21 protein-coding genes are annotated in these 18302 nt (G+C 46.2%); 1 reads left to right on the top strand and 20 read right to left on the bottom strand.

What is annotated here, in order from left to right:
* Positions 1-282: 282 nt before the first annotated feature.
* From H7T88_RS08985 to mtrB, 6 genes are all read right to left on the bottom strand, one after another.
* Positions 283-903, bottom strand: coding sequence for a UbiX family flavin prenyltransferase (locus H7T88_RS08985; protein WP_186809731.1), 621 nt, complete (start codon positions 901-903; stop codon positions 283-285).
* Entirely contained in the window at positions 903-1769 is an 867-nt protein-coding gene (locus tag H7T88_RS08980) for a UbiA-like polyprenyltransferase (protein ID WP_090917224.1), read from the bottom strand. Before H7T88_RS08980 ends, H7T88_RS08985 begins: the two co-directional genes overlap by 1 nt.
* Positions 1762-2490 (bottom strand): demethylmenaquinone methyltransferase, encoded by a 729-nt coding sequence (locus H7T88_RS08975; RefSeq protein ID WP_221788182.1) that lies wholly within the window; start codon positions 2488-2490, stop codon positions 1762-1764. The genes H7T88_RS08980 and H7T88_RS08975 overlap by 8 nt, the downstream gene beginning before the upstream one ends.
* A gap of 15 nt (positions 2491-2505) precedes the next feature.
* Entirely contained in the window at positions 2506-3369 is an 864-nt protein-coding gene (locus tag H7T88_RS08970) for a heptaprenyl diphosphate synthase component 1 (RefSeq protein ID WP_221788181.1), read from the bottom strand.
* A 107-nt stretch (positions 3370-3476) separates the two neighbouring features.
* On the bottom strand, positions 3477-4022 hold the full coding sequence (locus tag H7T88_RS08965; protein WP_154890623.1) for a hypothetical protein: 546 nt from the start codon (positions 4020-4022) through the stop codon (positions 3477-3479).
* Between the two features lie 145 nt (positions 4023-4167).
* Complete coding sequence (gene mtrB / locus H7T88_RS08960; protein WP_090917232.1) at positions 4168-4389, bottom strand: trp RNA-binding attenuation protein MtrB; 222 nt, start codon at positions 4387-4389, stop codon at positions 4168-4170.
* Between the two features lie 144 nt (positions 4390-4533).
* On the opposite strand from mtrB, the gene H7T88_RS08955 reads away from it, so the two are divergent.
* Positions 4534-4686, top strand: coding sequence for a hypothetical protein (locus H7T88_RS08955; RefSeq protein WP_221788179.1), 153 nt, complete (start codon positions 4534-4536; stop codon positions 4684-4686).
* Between the two features lie 92 nt (positions 4687-4778).
* Here H7T88_RS08955 and hbs read toward each other — a convergent pair whose 3' ends face one another.
* The 14 genes from hbs to rpsA all read right to left on the bottom strand — a co-directional run bounded on the left by hbs (position 4779) and on the right by rpsA (position 18193).
* The gene (gene hbs, locus H7T88_RS08950; RefSeq protein WP_090917341.1) at positions 4779-5051 is read right to left on the bottom strand and encodes a non-specific DNA-binding protein Hbs; all 273 of its coding nucleotides are present in this window, start codon (positions 5049-5051) and stop codon (positions 4779-4781) included.
* 216 nt (positions 5052-5267) lie between these two features.
* On the bottom strand, positions 5268-6254 hold the full coding sequence (locus tag H7T88_RS08945; protein ID WP_123066011.1) for an ABC transporter permease: 987 nt from the start codon (positions 6252-6254) through the stop codon (positions 5268-5270).
* Complete coding sequence (locus H7T88_RS08940) at positions 6251-7768, bottom strand: sugar ABC transporter ATP-binding protein (protein ID WP_221788178.1); 1518 nt, start codon at positions 7766-7768, stop codon at positions 6251-6253. The genes H7T88_RS08945 and H7T88_RS08940 overlap by 4 nt, the downstream gene beginning before the upstream one ends.
* Before the next feature lie 78 nt (positions 7769-7846).
* On the bottom strand, positions 7847-8944 hold the full coding sequence (locus H7T88_RS08935) for a sugar ABC transporter substrate-binding protein (RefSeq protein WP_221788177.1): 1098 nt from the start codon (positions 8942-8944) through the stop codon (positions 7847-7849).
* A gap of 219 nt (positions 8945-9163) precedes the next feature.
* Positions 9164-10642 carry a stage IV sporulation protein A gene (gene spoIVA / locus H7T88_RS08930; protein WP_090917242.1) on the bottom strand — a complete coding sequence of 493 codons (1479 nt, stop codon included), beginning with the start codon at positions 10640-10642 and terminating at the stop codon, positions 9164-9166.
* A gap of 469 nt (positions 10643-11111) precedes the next feature.
* Positions 11112-11921: a YphF family lipoprotein gene (locus H7T88_RS08925; RefSeq protein WP_253493331.1), complete on the bottom strand. Its 810-nt coding sequence runs from the start codon at positions 11919-11921 to the stop codon at positions 11112-11114.
* A gap of 58 nt (positions 11922-11979) precedes the next feature.
* Complete coding sequence (locus tag H7T88_RS08920) at positions 11980-12333, bottom strand: 2Fe-2S iron-sulfur cluster-binding protein (RefSeq protein WP_221788278.1); 354 nt, start codon at positions 12331-12333, stop codon at positions 11980-11982.
* Complete coding sequence (locus H7T88_RS08915; protein ID WP_221788176.1) at positions 12333-12968, bottom strand: hypothetical protein; 636 nt, start codon at positions 12966-12968, stop codon at positions 12333-12335. Before H7T88_RS08915 ends, H7T88_RS08920 begins: the two co-directional genes overlap by 1 nt.
* Positions 12969-13053: 85 nt before the next feature.
* A complete protein-coding gene (locus H7T88_RS08910; RefSeq protein ID WP_090917248.1) occupies positions 13054-13233 on the bottom strand; it encodes a DUF2768 family protein in 180 nt (59 codons plus the stop codon).
* A gap of 170 nt (positions 13234-13403) precedes the next feature.
* Positions 13404-13679, bottom strand: a complete 276-nt coding sequence (locus H7T88_RS08905; RefSeq protein ID WP_090917250.1) for a stage VI sporulation protein F — start codon at positions 13677-13679, stop codon at positions 13404-13406.
* 114 nt (positions 13680-13793) lie between these two features.
* Positions 13794-14834: an NAD(P)H-dependent glycerol-3-phosphate dehydrogenase gene (locus H7T88_RS08900; protein ID WP_090917252.1), complete on the bottom strand. Its 1041-nt coding sequence runs from the start codon at positions 14832-14834 to the stop codon at positions 13794-13796.
* Positions 14827-15450 (bottom strand): glycerol-3-phosphate 1-O-acyltransferase PlsY, encoded by a 624-nt coding sequence (gene plsY, locus H7T88_RS08895; protein ID WP_221788175.1) that lies wholly within the window; start codon positions 15448-15450, stop codon positions 14827-14829. Before plsY ends, H7T88_RS08900 begins: the two co-directional genes overlap by 8 nt.
* A gap of 11 nt (positions 15451-15461) precedes the next feature.
* The gene (gene der, locus H7T88_RS08890; protein ID WP_090917256.1) at positions 15462-16784 is read right to left on the bottom strand and encodes a ribosome biogenesis GTPase Der; all 1323 of its coding nucleotides are present in this window, start codon (positions 16782-16784) and stop codon (positions 15462-15464) included.
* 194 nt (positions 16785-16978) lie between these two features.
* Positions 16979-18193 (bottom strand): 30S ribosomal protein S1, encoded by a 1215-nt coding sequence (gene rpsA, locus H7T88_RS08885; RefSeq protein ID WP_090917258.1) that lies wholly within the window; start codon positions 18191-18193, stop codon positions 16979-16981.
* Between the last annotated feature and the right edge of the window lie 109 nt (positions 18194-18302).

Below are 18302 nucleotides of genomic sequence, written 5' to 3'. Positions count from 1 at the left end.
CCTACAGGCAAAAACGTCGCCCCAGGCTCGCCGTTCCTGCTTGTGTTCTTCTACAGCGTCCATCATGATGCCTATTCGAATGCCAGCACCGACATTCGGGATTTAAACGCTGCGACCAAATCTGAATCAACTAAAAGTACAGAAGTTGCCGGAGCATGGGTCAAGACTGTGGACACACTTATTTGGCCATCAGCACTCACCGATACCCCGGGAGTCAGGGGATCATGTCATTGAGCCACGCTTTTCTGATCCAGTTATCCAGAAAAGTGCGACCCGACTACATTATCCCCGTTCATCCGGTTCTCCCCATCTTGTAAACAGTTGATGCGGGATGCGCAAGCTATCCAGCACTTTACCTACTAAAAATAAAATTAAATCCTCCATGCTCTGAGGTTTGTAATAAAAGGCAGGCATCGCCGGGATCATTCGCACACCAAGACGTGAAAGCTTCAGCATGTTTTCCAAGTGAATGGCATGCAAAGGCGTCTCACGAGGCACAAGAATTAACGTCCTGCCTTCTTTCATCATAACATCTGCCGCGCGTGACATCAGATTGTCTGAAGATCCGTTTGCAATCGATGAAAGAGTGCCCATGGAGCAAGGCATGATAATCATGCCTTCCGCCAGATAAGAACCACTGGCAATCGAAGCCCCGATATCACTAACGGGATGATAGATTAACGATCCACCGCGGTGACCGAATTTTTCTTGGAGCAGGCTCTCCCGGTTCGTCACATCCCAGTCCATTTCTTCCTTTAGTACACGCCAGCCAGCATTGGAAATAACCAAATGAACGGCATATCCCAGGTCAAGCAACGTTTCAATCAATCGGATACCATAAATGCTGCCACTCGCTCCGGTGATTCCGACAACAAGTCGTTTATTCTCCGGTTGCTGCATCATTATTTCACCGCCAGATCAATGAATGTAAACGTAAATACGACTAGGCTCAGTACACTATTCATCGTAAAGAATGCCGTTTGTACACGGCTCATATCATTAGGTGACACAATATAGTGCTCATAAAGCAGGATACCATACGTAATCAGCATACCTGCGCCATACCACCAGCTCAGATCGGTCATTAGTAACAAGGCAAGGAAACCAATCGCCGTAATGACATGAAAGAACTTGGCAATCTGCAATGATTTCACAAGTCCGAAGCGGGACGGAATGGAATGCAAACCTTCTCCCTGATCAAACTCCAGATCCTGACATGCATAAATAATGTCAAAACCGGCAGTCCAGAATACAATCGTAACGTACAGAACAATCGCTGTCCAATCCATAGTACCTGTCACAGCCACCCATCCTCCCAAAGGAGCAAGGCCAATGGTCATCCCCAGTACGACGTGACAAAGCCATGTGAACCGTTTGGTGTACGAATACAGCACTAACATGAAGACTGCAATCGGCAACAACTGCATGGATAATACATTAAGATTGGATGATGCCCAGAATAATAAAATAAACGAGATGATGATAAAAATAATAACCTCGCCATTCTTCAGCAAGCCTGCTGGAATAGCTCTCATCGCCGTACGTGGATTTTTTGCGTCAATCGCCTGGTCAATAATCCGGTTCAAACCAAATGCGGCACTCCTTGCACCAACCATGGCAAGTAATACCCACATAATCTGCATCCAGCTCGGGAACGTGTTGTTAACAACCATCGATCCCAAAATAGCGCCCATAAAAGCAAAAGGTAAAGCAAAAAGCGTATGTTCAATCTTGATCATTTCTAAAAAGATGCGAATTTTCCTAAACATTCTGATTCTCCTTGGTTCCAATATGCAGTGCCGCGATGCCTCCGGTTAGAGGGTAGGCCTGCACCTGTAGCAATCCAGTTTCAACAAAAATGTCTGCCAGTTCCTTTCTACCCGGGAAAAGCGCCAGAGAGTCCGGCAGCCATTTATACTGCTCATAACGTTTGGCAAACAGTTTCGCCATATTTGGCAGCATATGCTCAAAATAAAAATAATAAATGCCTTTAAACGGCTGCCAAGTCGGTTTGGACAATTCCAGACAAACCACCATACCGCCGGGTTTTACAACACGTTTCATTTCAGACAAAACCTGTCTTAGATCAGGCACGTTACGTAAACCAAATCCAATCGTAACATAATCGAACGTATTGTCTTCAAAGGGCAAAGACATGGCGTTCCCTTGAACGAGCGTAATCTGTTTTGAACGGTTCACCGCATCAATTTTTGTCTGGCCCACTTCCAGCATGTTGCTACTGAAATCCAGCCCGTGCATGTGCCCCGTTTCACTTGCCTGTGCCATAGCGAGCGTCCAGTCGCATGTGCCGCAACACAAATCCAGTCCCGTATCTCCTTTGGACATATTCATCTTTTTCATCGTGAATTTACGCCAAGCTTTATGCCTGCGGAAACTCAGAATATCATTCATGACGTCATACTTGCCGGCTATACTCTGAAAAACCGAATGGACAAATTCTTCTTTCGGTTTGGTCTCTCCGCTACCCATTCGTCTGTCTCCCCCTCAATCTTCCCTTACTGCCGCATGTGAAGGCTGCACATAGGACAGGTAAGGCTCAAGAATTGCCTCGAACTCATGCATATCTTGAAGACCTTCCTCATCTTGCAGCAAAAGCTGAATGCGGTGTGTGCACTCGCGAAGCTTGTCCAGCAACACCTCGCTTATGCTGTGTTTCAGCACCATAGAGCTCCACATACGTGGTTCGAGCTCCATTTGAGTCAAATGACCGCGTTCCTCGTCATTGCCGTTCTCGTACACATACCAGAACGCATAGCTATGAAGCATACGCTTCTCGTCACGCATCCGATCCATCTCTTCTATGATGGTTTCGCAAGTGCTGAACTCCATCAGCAAGCTGTTCCATAACGGCTTATCCTCAACAGGCATCATGTCTGTAAATGAAAGAAACAGCTGCATTCTCAGCTGTACCGTTTCACGCAAATATTCATCAGCCGAAACGAGAAGTTTTTTCATCCGTTCATACAGCGTCATCTTACGTGCGTTTACTTCGGAAACAGCACCGCTGAGCTTACCGATCATTTCTATTTTGCCTGCATGAGCAAGCAACTGATAGAAACGGCTACTCAGATAATCTCCAGCGAGAACATTTAATTGGCGTGAACGCATCTCCTGTTCTCCCCGATCACCGGAAATCGTATCGATTCGATCATGCGTATCCATAGCCAACTGAACGAGCGAGGTCGCAAGAGCGTAAAGTTCCTGATGACCCTTTTCGTCTGTTCGGCCCACAAATACCTGTAACAGACGCGCCCGGCTATCCGGAAATGACGGGATTTCCGTATGTTGTCGAATCATGTCGTAATCCGTATATTTCTTTGCAAGTTGGGGTACACGATATGAATTCATTCTCATCCTCCGAGGCTTTGCTTTGTCAAACCATTTCTGCACTACAATCTTATATATTATAGCATATGTTTATTCGGCACGCACTGAATCCTGCTATTTGATTACCCCTAACTGGTCATTTCGAACTGCTTCTTCCACAGTTCCGTCTGCATCAGATTGAACCAGTCTTTTAAATCCTCCGAAAATGCCGCGCTTTTCCACGTGCGAAGCATGTCAATGGCATACATAGGCCATTCTCCTCGCCTGATATCTGCCGCAAGTAACAGATGACGTCTATGCACCCATTCATCCTCGGCCATGACGCGAAGGAGCACCTGCTCCACGTTGTCTACACTGCGAAAACTCAGATCCACGACTGCCGCCATATTTTCATAAATTTCAGTATAACTCGTGTCCGTTCCCTTTACTTTGAGGTCGAGTGTCAAAATAGACTGTTTCCACTCCACTCTAGCAATCGGCGTAGACATATGAAGTGAACTCAGTACATCAACCAGATTATCATTGGTCAACTGAATCGTTTGATGAGAAGCGGTTACAGGCTCTGCCCGGTCCCCTCCCCATGTACGTGTATGTAAGCTTTGAAAAACCACGAGCACGATGACTGCCGCAATCGTTGACAGCATGGACGCAGTCACAATCATTCCCGGTTTCATAAGCGCCTCCCTGCCTTTACCTGTTAGTGTAGTCTGTCCGGTAAAGGCTCATACCTCATTGTACAATCAAAAAAAGCAGGCTATGCCTGCAATTTTCATCTAACCCATTCAACCTTTTAATGTACCTAGTCAAACTCTTTCATCACTATTCCGATTCAATCTCTCCATGCTTCGTAATCAGCGTAGCTTTTCCCCGGATTTTAATGGCTGAAGTATGTGTTGTAAATTGGGCAATCATCACTTCGCCTTTGTCCAGCTTCTCCGTGTGGTGAAATCGTGTGTCCTGCCCCCGGGTCAAGCCAATCACCTGTACACCGTTTTCTTCTGCTTTAATTACGATAAAGTCATTGCCCGTAGAGTGATCCATCCCGCTCGTCCCCTTTTCTGATTTCATAGCGTTAATGATGATCAAGATTGTTTCATTTGTCAACAAGTCCTGGAGGGAATATACCGCAAGAAACCATAATTCCCGGGTCATACTATAACGATCAGCCAGGAAAGGAGAGTTTGCATGAAGTACACCCCCGCTGTGCTCAAGGATGAGCATGTAAACCAGTTACAGGAGATTGAGCATCATCTGTCTGCCGTTACGGGCAAAGATCTGATTCTAATCGCTTACAGTGAGCAACCGGAACTTTCGGAAAAAAGTAAAGAGGTTGAGTAACAGATTACGAAAATTTCCTGTTTACAGGCAAAAGAAAAGGCCGTGAACAAGTCACGGTCTTTTTTCGTTGACATATGGAATATGTAGAAATCTTATTTAATTCCGTCTTTGAGCGCTTTACCTGGTTTGAACGCAGGAATTTTGCTCGCAGGAATTTCGATTTCTTCACCTGTTTGCGGGTTGCGTCCTTTACGTGCAGAGCGCTCGCGAACTTCGAAGTTCCCAAAACCAACCAATTGTACTTTGTCTCCGTTTTGAAGAGCCTCAGAGATCGCTTCGAATACGGCATCAACCGCTTTCGTTACATCCTTTTTGGACAATTCAGTAGCCTCGGATACGTGTGTAATCAAGTCTGATTTGTTCATTTGTTTTTCACCTCCTGAATCAATGTCCTGAATGTTATACTGTGTTTCCGTTTTATAAGGAAATATACGTTCATTCACAAAAAAACGTTGACCATTTTGAGCGATGAACATTCATCTCCGCCTGCGGCCCACAGTCATTTCTGGTAAAAGCCGCCTGAAACCTCGCGTGTTTCTGACGCCGAACAAATTTTATACTAATACAGACAGCACACAATTTCAAGTGCGGCTACGGTTTAAAACGTAAAATGTAACTGCCAGAGCCAGCACAAGCACTCCGCCTTTGACAATATCATGTGTAAAATACTGGACATTCATCATCGTCAATCCATTGACCAGGACACCAATCAGAACGGAACCGATAAAGGTTCCGATTACATTCGGCTTCCCGGCGCCAAAAACAGAAAAACCAACAAATACAGCAGCTACGGATTCCATTAACAATGGAGATCCGGCATCAATCTGTCCCGATCCCACTTTGGACGCATAGATGATTCCTCCAATAGCCGCGAAGATTCCAGCTGCCACATAAGCAAGTGTTCGAACCTTTTTCACCTTGATCCCAGAGAGCCTTGCCGCTTCCTCATTTCCGCCTGTGATATACATTTGCCTACCATATTTGGTGTATGTCAAAAAGATATGAACACCGATTACAGCAATAAGCAGCAGGATAACAGAAATCGGCATCCCCAGCCATTTCCCTTGCCCAATCAACAGAAACGTCGGGTCCATCTCTCCAGCAGCCTTACTTCCATCCGGGAACTGCATATGGTTGTAAATTGTATATCCCTGCGCATAGGTTTTGTGGATACCACCGATAATGTACATTGTCGCAAGCGTTGCAAGCAGATCCGGAATACGCAGTTTAACAATCAACAGCGCGTTCAGCAGACCAATGACAGCCCCGATAACGAGAGGTACGATAATAACGACAGCAAGAGGCTGTTGATACCAGATCATTAATGACGCAGTAACAACGGTTGTCAGCGAGACGGTCGCTCCCACAGAGAGATCAAATCCATCTACAATGAGAGATAATGTTACACCAATCGCCACAAAGGTTACGATCGAGATCGAACCCAAAATATCCGTCAAATTGCTATACGTGAAGAAATAGGGCAGTTTTATGCCGAAAAAAGCAATAACGCCTATAATGACTATAATCGCCCCATACCGGAACGCAAAATCGAGTGATTTATCCTTCATGCTTCCACCTCTTGTCCACCGCTTGCATAGTAAAGCAGCTGTTCTTGGTTCGTCTCGCCACGCTGGAACTCTTTTACGATAACCCCTTCACACATGACCGCAATCCGGTCTCCGATCCCCATTCCTTCATCCAATTCACAAGTGAAATAGATCACCGCTTTACCAGCCAACGCCAATTCATTGATAATGCGGAAAATGTCACTTTTCGCCCCGATATCCACACCTTTTGTTGGTTCGTCAAAAATAAATACATCTGCATCCGTACGCAACCATTTTCCTATGGCTACCTTTTGCTGATTACCGCCACTTAAATACTTCACTTCTTGTTTCACGGAAGAAGTCTTGATGCCGAGTTGTTCCACTAGTGAATCTGCATGATGACGCTCACGTTTGCGGTTAACAAAGCCCAGTCGACTAAGCTTGGAAAGCAAGGGCAGGCTCAGATTACGTTCCACGTTCTCCTGAATAAGAATGCCTTGTTTACGTCGTTCCTCCGGAACAGATACAATGCCTAGAGCCGCTGCATCCGCGGGTTGAGACAGACGGATATTCCGTCCGAGTAATCTTATCTCACCTGCCTGCAATCGATCAGCACCAATCAGCAGACGAGAGCATTCCGTTTTTCCAGCACCCACGAGCCCAACCACAGCCAGCACTTCTCCGCGGCGAACCTCAAGGTCCACCCCTTTCACCTTCAACCCCCGCCGAAGACCTCGGGCTTGCAGCAGCAGCTCTCCCACAGATGCTTCGGTCTTGGGAAACTCTTCTTCGAACGGTTTGCCTAACATTTGCGTAACCAGATCATTGATCGTCAGTCCATTTGTTTCACCGGTAAACACATGACGACCGTCCCTCATCACAGTAACCCGGTCACAGTGACTCGTTACTTCGGCAAGACGATGGGTAATGAAGATGCAGGCTACCCCGCGTTCCTTCAGCAGATGTACAATGCGAAAGAAGGCATCAGTCTCCTCTTGACTCAGAGGTGCAGTTGGCTCGTCGAAAATAATAACCTTGGCATCCTGAATCAGGATACGCGCAAGCAAAATCATCTGTTTCTCGGCCAGGGTCAGTTCGGCCACTTTACGGTGAATCGATATATGTTCTGCCCCGAGCTGTTTCAATGCTTCCTTGGCACGTTGTTGCAACGTTCTTGGACTTTTCCACCATCCTCCAGCCGATGATGCCAACTGATCTAGCATAATATTCTCGGAAGCCGTCAGCTGCGGCACAAGTGCAGCATCCACTTCCTGATATACACAGTGAATTCCACTTGCCTTGGCTTCTCTCGGAGAATGGAGGCCCAGTTTATAGCCATTTAGACGGATCGTTCCCTCATCCAGTTGGTACGCGCCTGACAGTATTTTCATCAACGTACTTTTGCCGGCCCCGTTCGCTCCAAGGAGGGCATGGATCTCTCCACCTTTTACAGAAAAATGTACGTCCCTCAGCGCAGGTATGCCTGAAAAATGCTTATGGATATGCTCCATATCCAGTGATATCGGGTCCTTCATGATGTTGCCTCCAATCAGCTGTATTGCCTGTTATCACCTGAAAAAAAAGCACGCCTCGCGGCGTGCTTCTAACGCTGCTTACTTCGCAGTGATCCCGTACTCGCTCATCCAGTCCTTAATCCCTTGAGTACTGCCTCCCCAGCCTTTTACGTACTCAGACAGCTCAGATGTGGAGATTTGTTTATCAGGCAAAGCCTCGCGTTGTACGTACACCGGATTAAGAACAACCGCATCTTCAGTTTGGTCCCCATGCAACTTCTGGTATGCATATCGAACTTGTACACGTCCAATGTCTGTTGGGTCTACAGCCGCGGAAGCAACCCAAGGATTTTTAGGGTCCTGAATCATTTGCAGATCTTCATCACTCATGTCAATTCCATACACCTTAATCTCATCACGCCCTGCTTGCTGAATGGCACGCGCCGCACCTTTTGCAAACTCGTCCCACGCGGCCCAAACCGCTGTAATTTCACCTTTTGGATATTGTTTCAGGATGGCCTCCATTTTGGCTTGCGTGTCCAGCGCCGGGTTCTGAGCAGAACCAAATGTCGCAATTTCTTTGATCTCCGGATTGGCTTTCAAGAATGCTCCGTAAGCAATCTGGCGACGTTCCATTGGAGCAAAACCGGCCACCCAGACTTTCACGATGTTACCTTTACCATTGATATCCTTTTTCATCTGTTCCAGTGTTAGTTCAGCCATCTTCTGGTCATCTTGTGACAACACCGTAGCGCCCGGCACACTGATCGCTGCATCAAATACAACGACTGGAATCTTTTGTTCAACCGCTTTTTTCACCCCTGGTTCCAGGAGCGAGTCACCGTGGTCTGTCAAAATGACATCAAATTTTTGGTTGATTGCACTGTCAAGCAACGATACCATTTTGGCTTTATCGTTATCTGCAACAAAGGTGGTGAGTTCACCGCCGAATTTGGCGATTTCCTCTTTCACTCCTTGTACATACTGCTGTGAAAATGTCCCTGTATTAAATTCCATAATTAGCGCAACCCGTTTACCGCTTAAAGGTCCTGTAACGGCTTCCGACTTCGGTGCTTCACCTGCTGATCCTGATGCAGAAGAGGCCGCTGGTTCTTTTTTAATTCCGCAAGCTGACAACGCCAGTACCAATACGAGTAAAACGCTTAACCCAACCCATTTGAAATTTCTTTTCTTCATCTCGTTCTCCCCCTGTTTCGCTCGCTGTGACTTCAATCACAATAGTTGTTTATTAATATAACGACTAATCCCCAGTATGTAAATAGGTTTTAGTGATTTAAAGCTGAAACTTACTACATTTTTCAAAAATAAATTATTTTCACATCCATTTCATCCATATTCAAGAAATAAATCCAAAGAAAAAGACCATGAGATCAAGCCTCACGGTCTTTTGAACAATTAAAGTATGATGGCGATCAATCCACCTGATCCTTCGTTAATGATTCTACCCAGTGTCTCTTGCAGTTTATATCTTGCATTATCCGGCATCATCGCGATTTTACCCTGAATGCCTTCACGCACAATGGAGTGTAAAGAGCGACCAAACATATCTGAATCCCATACCTTGATCGGATCGTTCTCGAAATCCTGCATCAGATATCTCACCAGTTCCTCGCTCTGTTTCTCCGTACCGATAATCGGTGCGAACTCCGACTCCACATCGACCCGAATCATATGGATGGACGGTGCCGTCGCTTTCAGGCGAACGCCGAATTTCGTGCCCTGACGAATCAGTTCCGGTTCATCCAGCGCCATCTCGGCAAGTGAAGGAGCAGCAATACCATAACCTGTTGTTTTGACCATTTCGAGCGCCTCTGCGAAGCGGTCATATTCTCTCTTCGCATGGGAGAACTCCTGCATCAGTTGCAACAGATGATCCTTGCCCCTGATTTCAATCCCCACAACTTCCACGAGAATCTGGTCATATAACTCATCCGGCGCGTAGAGATCTATCTCTGCTACACCTTGCCCCATATTCATACCACTAAGACCCGCACGGTCGATAAATTCATATTCCATGAATTGTGACACGACCCGATCCACGTCGCGCAACCTGCGAATATCTTTTACCGTATCCCGTACCGAATTCTCATAGTTGTTACGAAGCCAGTGTGTGTCATTCAGCACCATAACCCAGCTCGGGAGGTTCACATTCACTTCATGCACAGGGAACTCATATAATACTTCACGGAGTACACCAGTGACATCATCTTCCGTCATCGTCGCAGCACTTAGCGTCATGACCGGAATATCGTACTTGGCAGCCAGCTCGCTCCGAAGTTGCAACGCTTCTTCACTACGAGGCCGGGTGGAGTTGATGACCAGAACGAACGGTTTACCCACTTCTTTCAACTCTGCAATCACTCGTTCTTCTGATTCCACATAAGAACTGCGAGCGATTTCGGCAATGGTTCCGTCTGTTGTGACCACCACACCAAGCGTGGAGTGCTCCTGTATGACTTTTCGGGTACCAATCTCGGCTGCTTCCTGGAATGGAATCGGCTCCTCGAACCAAGGTGTGGAGATCATACGCGGACCATTTTCATCCTCGTATCCCTTTGCGCCTTCCACGGCGTAACCCACACAATCCACCAAACGTACATTGACATCCAGTCCTTCAGCCACTTTGATCTGAACTGCATTATTCGGTACAAATTTGGGCTCGGTTGTCATGATCGTTTTACCTGCTGCACTTTGTGGAAGTTCATCCACTGCACGGGCGCGATCAGCCTCACTTGCGATGTTCGGCAATACGATCGTTTCCATGAATCGTTTAATAAATGTTGATTTCCCCGTCCGGACTGCGCCGACAACCCCGAGATAAATATCCCCTCCGGTCCGCTCAGCTATGTCCTTAAAAATGTCCACTTTCTCCAATGAAATCCCCTCCTTAAATTACTCCGAAGGAAAAATGCTAAAGAGCATCCGCTTCGTTTTTTCAATCAGAAGACTGAAATCCCTGCAACGGTAGAGCCGCCTTTGTGAGTGCCCGGAAGTCGTCCGCCGCCGAACGTTGCATTCTGATGAAACCGGCGAGAGCGGCGTTAACTCGTACATGCAATTGGACTAGTATCATCTTATGTACCTGTATGCGGCAATATGACGTGTTTTTTTGTTTTTTTATCTCATGATGGTGACATGAAGAACATCCTCCGATCCCGGACTGTGCGTCTTTATTTCAATCTACTTTATGAGAACCCCTCTCTGTTTATGACACCTCTCACATCTTGAACCCTATTCTTTTCACAAAAAAAGAGACACACCACGGAACGCGGCATATCTCTTTCGGGATTCTGTAGAGCCTTGAAATTGTACTTTTACTTAATAGTATATGTCTGTTCTTCACTTACTTACTTTGGTTTTGAACGATCTGTGCGACAGGTGTATTATTCTCCAGCGTATATGGAACAGATTTTACAGGTACGAAATAGGAGTGTGTAAGCAAATGATTACGTAAATCCGGGTCATCAGAGACAGCATGCTCATCATCGGATGAACCATCTGTTTTTTCCAATGCCTGCATAATATCAAAAGCATAATCCACAAACACTGTACCCTGTTCATTCATCATAAAAGGCAGTTCCTGACCCGAATATACACTTTTTAGCGTAATTGAAGGAGATCCCGGCTGTGCCGCTAAGTTCATATCCACCGCATGGAAGCCAGGATATAACTTTTCACCCGCAGGCAGTTGTTGATTATGTACAGATTTGTACTGATCCACCATGCGTTGCACATCATTTACTTTCTGCACCGTCTGAAGATCCATCACTTTCACTGTCGGTTTCACTTCCTCATTTTGTATCAAAAAGTAAGCGCTACCACCATTCTCAAAGGCCGTTCCAGGTATATCATCAAGATAACCCAGCTGCTTCAATTTAGACAGGTCTACTCTAAACTTTTCATACTTCGGCGTATCCGCGTCCGCGTTCAGAATTGGCAGTATGCCCTCGTCCTTTTGAAACGCTTCAATCGCACTCTGAATACGGTTTACACTTTCGCGATAAGCTGTTTTGGGATCAGAATTACTCTGAGAAGGATACAAGCAACCACTCATTGTCAGCATGAGCAGAAGAAGTAAAGACAGACACTTCATCTGCTGTAACAAATCCAAGGGATGTCTTCCTTCCGCAGTTTTATTCTTCTTTTTATTCATTCGGACCCTCCTTAAACATTCAAAACATAGCTTGACATTCGATTTTCACTTCTTGTTATTATGCGAACCAGTCATCATCTTGCTGCTGACGCTCAAGGTGTTTCCTTATGGCGGCTTTCAGCGGATCTTCCGGAACCTGCACGGTCAGTTGTCCGGATACTTTCGCCTGACACGAGAGTCTTGTTCCATCGTCAAGCATTAGTCCGAGCTTCCGTCTCTCCGCATCCGTAGGTGGAAGCAGTGCATGCCGCTCCTCCGGCGCCACGTTAACTTTGCACATCAGACATGCCGCTTTGCCCTCGCACCGGGTTGATATTCGAACACCAGCCCGACGCGCAGCTTGTAAAAGGGTTGTGCCGGGCTGAACTTTGATGGATTTGTTCATCGGTAAAAATGTAATCATCTCTTGCATCATCGTTCCTCCCCAGCTTGATCCGACCAAGAAAACCCGACCAGTTCTTCCACTTCTGATCTGAAACGAGATCCCCATATGTTATGTTGACTTAACGCAATCATCGCAGGTCGATGAACCTCAGGCTCTAGACGAATTCGCGCTGCGATGGGGACATAACGATCTTCACGTCCGCGAAGCAGATTAAAAAGCAATTCATGCGCAAGCGGCATTAGTCGCAACCGGTATGCGTCCACCTGAGTCTCGGAAGCATAAAGAGCTAGCACATGTTCGATCTGGATACGATACCAACTTTCGCGAGCCCATACTTCAAAGCCGCCTACCAGTTCCAGTGAGCATGCACCCACCTGGTAATGACTCAGCAGGGAAGCATAAGGCCCCGTTTTGTCTATTGCAGGCTCATCAAGCTTGTTCCCGGGAGCACAGATATGTAGCTTTTTGGCATCAGCAATATCAGCATACACATCTATATCTCGAGGTGCTTGTTGCAACTCGACCCCTTGAAGCAGTAAACCGCAACTACCACCTAGTAACCAGGAATAAGGCTGACGATCCCAGGCTTTTGCCGTATCCAGTAAAGCCTTGTGTAATTCCGGATATCGCGCAGTCCAATCCCCCGTTTCTTGCGGTTCCATAGCTACACACTCCTCCCATCCGTCTTTTCATTGTGTCCGTTCTTATGATGCGCTTATGCGGATGTTCTCTCTCCCATGAGGGAATTTAGGTCAGAGAAGCGATTCCACCAAAAAATCCGATGAGCATAATTAAAAATGCAATAATTGAAAGAATCCCCCGCACGAATCCTTTTGTTTTGGCACGAGCAAATGTAATCAAAAATACAGATAATCCCATAATGAGGATGGCAACTAATGACAGCCACATCTTGTCCATTGCGCTCATAAACCAGCAGTCTCCCCTTCAATCCTATATTCATCACGAAATTGTGACAATTGCAATCATTATAACATGAAATCGAACGTATTTTTCCTATAAAAAGACAAAAAAGCAAGCCAGCATCTGCTGGCTTGCTTTCGTCATGCTCGATTCCTGCGTGAGCAGGCAACGAACTATTATTTTTTTATCATCATCTTCATTAACGATTCCATATTGCTTGGATTCAGCCCACTCTTCTTGACTGCACTCACAATATCCTGAACCGTATCCTCAGATACCGGTATTTTCGCCATGGCGGATACTTGTTTAATCAACTGGCGCAACTGAGCCTCATTCTGCATCGTTGTTGGTTTCACTGTGCTTGCCAGCTTTTTGACAGCTCCTTCAGTGATCGTTTTGCCTGTCTTTTTGTTGATGGCTTTCAGCGCTTCTTTCGAAATGTTGTTACCCATTCGTCTCCCCTCCTCCGGCAATACTCATGTGTATAATATGAGTGTGCCGGGGAAAAGGTGATTAAGCTGCATCATTTTAAACTAGGCCATTGTAACGATATTTAAACCATCAACTCAGGAATGCCATTGCTCCCAAGTTTCCAGCTTCATTACTTCCATCTCCGTTTTCGGATCACGTCCCATCAAGGCTTCAACGGCATCACGTGGCTGCCGATTCTGAAATAACACATGGTACAATTGATCCGCAATTGGCATCTGAACACCGTATTTTTGGGATATAAAATAGGCGGCCTGAGTAGTTCGAATACCTTCAACCACCATGCCCATGGACTGCAACACATCATCCAGCTTCTGTCCCTGCCCCAGCATAGATCCGGCTCTCCAGTTCCGACTGTGCTGACTTGTAGCTGTGACAACGAGGTCACCGATTCCCGCTAGTCCAGAAAATGTTAATGGATTAGCTCCCATCTCAACACCGATTCGAGTAATCTCGGCAAGTCCGCGGGTTAACAACGCCGCCTTGGCATTATCACCAAACTGCAGACCATCCGACATGCCTGCCCCGAGCGCGATGATATTTTTGAAAGCCCCCGCTAGCTCAACTCCGAGCATATCCCGGTTTGTGTACACACGAAAATAGGCATTCATAAACAATCCCTGAACTGCCTCCGCAGATGTTTTATCCAATGAAGCTACAACCACGGTGGTTGGACAGCGCTTCACCACTTCCTCAGCATGACTTGGACCAGACAATACAACAATCTGTCCTTCTTCACATTCAAGCTCTTCAGAGATCACGGTAGACATCCGTTTCAAACTTTCCGTTTCAAAGCCCTTCGTTGCATGAATAATCAGCATATCGGGTGTATAGAAAGGTTTAAACTGATGTGTAACCGCACGCATCGCAGACGAAGGCGCTACAATTAACACAGCCGCCGCATCTGCAACCGCAGCTTCCATATCGCTGGTTGCGCGAATGCGAGGAGACAGCTCTGCACCCGGTAGATAACGTGTATTCGTGTGCTGGGTATTAATCTCCGTTGCTTGTTCTTCGCTACGTGTCCACATCACCACATCCAGTTCGTTCGCGGCGAGGACACTGGCCAAGGCAGTTCCCCAACTGCCTGCGACCAGTACGGCAACTTTTTTAGACAACGCGTTTCCCCCCTCCAGGGTTCTTTGATCCCAATTTATTTTCCTGTCCTTTGGCGAGCTTCGCAATATTCGTACGATGTCTCCAGAATGCAAACAGACAAATAATCAGACTGCCCCAAAAGATACTCATTGAATACCCAGGCAGGATCAAGATGAAAACAGGAGTCAGTGCTACAAAAATTAAAGAGCCGAGTGAAACATAACGTGTCAGAACGATGGACAGGATGGCGATGATCCCGGCATAAAGCGCAGGCAGGAAAGCCAAGCTTACCAGTACTCCAATCGCAGTAGCAATGCCTTTGCCTCCGCGAAAATTGAAATAAAGGGGCCAGTTATGACCTGCGATGGCAGCAATACCGCTGAATGCAGCAATCCATGGAGACCCGTTACTTAACCATATGCCAATCCATACTGCAGCAATACCTTTGATTACATCAAGTAGCAGAACTGCGATAGCCGGCCCTTTACCCAGAATACGCAGCGTATTCGTTGCCCCGGCATTACCGCTTCCGTGTTGACGTATATCAATCCCCCGTATTGCTTTTGTAAGAAGAACACTAAAACTGATCGAACCAAGCAGGTAGCTCAGTACAATAGCTGCGATGGATAAAATCACAAACTTCTCCCCTAACCTTCGTCGGACTTCCTCCGAGTAAATATGCGAATTGGTGTGCCTTCAAAATCAAACGCTGCACGGATTTTATTCTCCAGGTAACGCTCATACGAGAAGTGCATCAATTCAGGGTCGTTAACAAAGATAACCATAGTCGGCGGTTTGACCGCAACCTGAGTCACATAGTTAATTCTCATTCTCCGCCCTTTATCGGTTGGCGGTGGATTAATGGCTACAGCATCCGATACCACATCATTAAGCAGATGTGTCTGAACACGCAAAGAATGCTGTTCTGCTACACGCTGTACCACTGGCAACAATTTTTGTAAGCGTTGTTTTGTCAGTGCGGACAAAAAGACAACCGGAGCATAGGTCATAAAGAGGAAATGATCCCGAATTTTCGTCTCGAATTCCTTCATCGTTTTATCCGTTTTCTCTACAACATCCCACTTGTTTACCACGAACAATGAAGCTTTACCCGCTTCATACGCATAACCGGCAATGTGCTTGTCCTGTTCAATAATGCCTTCTTGACCGTTGATAACAATCAGAACAACGTCCGCACGCTCAATAGCACGCATCGCACGCATTACGCTGTACTTCTCCGTCGTTTCATATACTTTACCGCGCTTCCGCATACCCGCCGTATCAATCAGCACGTAACGTTGCCCGTCTTTTTCAAAAGGAGTGTCAATTGCATCACGTGTTGTACCGGCTACATCACTCACAATAACACGTTCCTCACCCAGGATGGCGTTCACAAGTGAAGATTTACCCACATTAGGTCGGCCGATCAGAGCTACACGAATTACATCCTCATCGTATGTCTCTTCCTCAAGTTCAGGCAATTTCTCCACAATCGCATCAAGCAAGTCACCAATTCCCGTACCGTGACTGCCAGATACCCCGATCGGATCACCAAAACCGAAGCCATAAAACTCATAAATCAGCTCACTGCGCCCAATGTTATCCACTTTGTTCACGGCTACCACGATCGGTTTACCTGAGCGATAAAGCATCTCAGCAACTTCTTCGTCCGATTGCGTAATACCCGCCTTGGCATCACACATAAACACAATTACATCTGCTTCTTCAATCGCAAGCTCCGCCTGCATGCGAATGGATTTCATAATGACGTCTTCGCCGTCAATTTCGATACCACCCGTATCAATAATACTAAATGCTTTTCCGTTCCATTCACCGATTCCATAAATCCGGTCACGGGTAATGCCCGGCTTATCTTCCACAATGGCCAGTCTGTCGCCGATAATCCGATTGAAAATGGTGGATTTACCCACGTTTGGTCGGCCGACAATTGCCACAACTGGTCTTGCCATACATTCCACTCCTCCTGTCCATACTTACGTTACTCATCATAGCAAAAAAGCTATGGCTTGGCTAACGTTTCGTAACGAACCGAAACGATTTTCTCGCAATAACAACAATCGGCGAACCCGCTGGGGCTCGCCGATCTTGCTTTTATTGTTCAGCAAAATATGCAGTATATAACTTAGAACCATGCATGTATAACTTATTTGAATTTGCTGAGTTTGTCACCAAACAGTTCGCCGAGCGTAGTGCTCATACCTTGATTGTTCAAGGAAACGTTCGGATTGTTGATTTCTTCACGTGGAGCGTTGTTTCTTGCTGGGCGCTCTGATTTTTGTGGTTGAGCAGGAGCTTCTTCTGTTTCTTTGATGCTCAAGCTTACACGTTGTTCAGCAGGGTTCATGTCCAAGATTTTCACTTGAACTTCTTGGCCCTCTTTCAGCACTTCATGTGGAGTACCGATGTGTTTGTGGGAAATTTGTGAGATATGCACAAGACCCTCAACACCAGGAGCGATTTCAACAAATGCACCGAAATCAACCAGACGTTTTACAACACCTGTTACGATATCACTTGTGTTGAATTTGTCACCAGCTGTTTCCCAAGGACCTGGTTGAACAGCTTTCATGCTCAGGCTGATTTTACCTTTTTCAGGATCAACTTTCAGCACTTTAACATTTACTTTGTCGCCTTCGGACAATACATCGGATGGTTTGTCAACGTGAGTCCAAGCCAGCTCGGATACGTGTACCAAACCGTCAACTCCGCCTACATCAACGAAAGCACCGAATTGAGTCAAGCGTTGAACTGTACCTTCAATGACTTGACCTTCTTGCAAACCAGCCATTACTTGAACTTTGTTTGCTTCGAATTCTTGCTCCAGAACGTCTTTTTGGGAAAGGATCACTTTGTTGTTCTCACGATCGATCTCTTTCACTTTAACACGTAGTGTGCGGCCTTTGTAGTCGCTGAAGTCTTCAACGAAATGACGCTCAACCATGGAAGCCGGGATAAATCCACGAACGCCCACGTCTGCAACCAAACCGCCTTTAACTACATCACCTACAACAACTTCGAACACATCTTGGTCTTCAAAATGCTTTTGCAATTGCTCCCAAGCGTTCTCGCTGTCGATCGCACGTTTGGACAGAACGAGTTTTTCTTTCTCGTCGTCGATGCTAAGAACTTTAGCTTCAACTTCTTGTCCAACTTCTACTGCTTCAGACGCGCTGTCTACGTGAAGCGAAGACAGTTCACGAATTGGAATAACACCGTCATATTTATATCCAATGCTTACATAAGCTTGGTTATCTTCCAATTTGACGATGGTTCCTTTTACAGTATCTCCTTTTTTCAAGGAAACGAATTGATCCAACTCATCTTGGGTTGCTTCTTGATTTTTCATTTCTTCCGACATGTCAAATACCCTCCTCAATTCAAAAACCCCATTATATTCAAACCTGCCTTGGCAGAGTTCAAAACACTTTCATGCAAATGCACTTCACATAGCATTCCTCAAAAATATG

This window comes from Paenibacillus cucumis (ex Kampfer et al. 2016), from assembly GCF_019748695.1.
Lineage (GTDB): Bacteria > Bacillota > Bacilli > Paenibacillales > Paenibacillaceae > Paenibacillus > Paenibacillus polysaccharolyticus.
The sequence above is the reverse complement of the archived record's forward strand: the minus strand, read 5'-3'. Positions and strand labels throughout refer to the sequence as shown.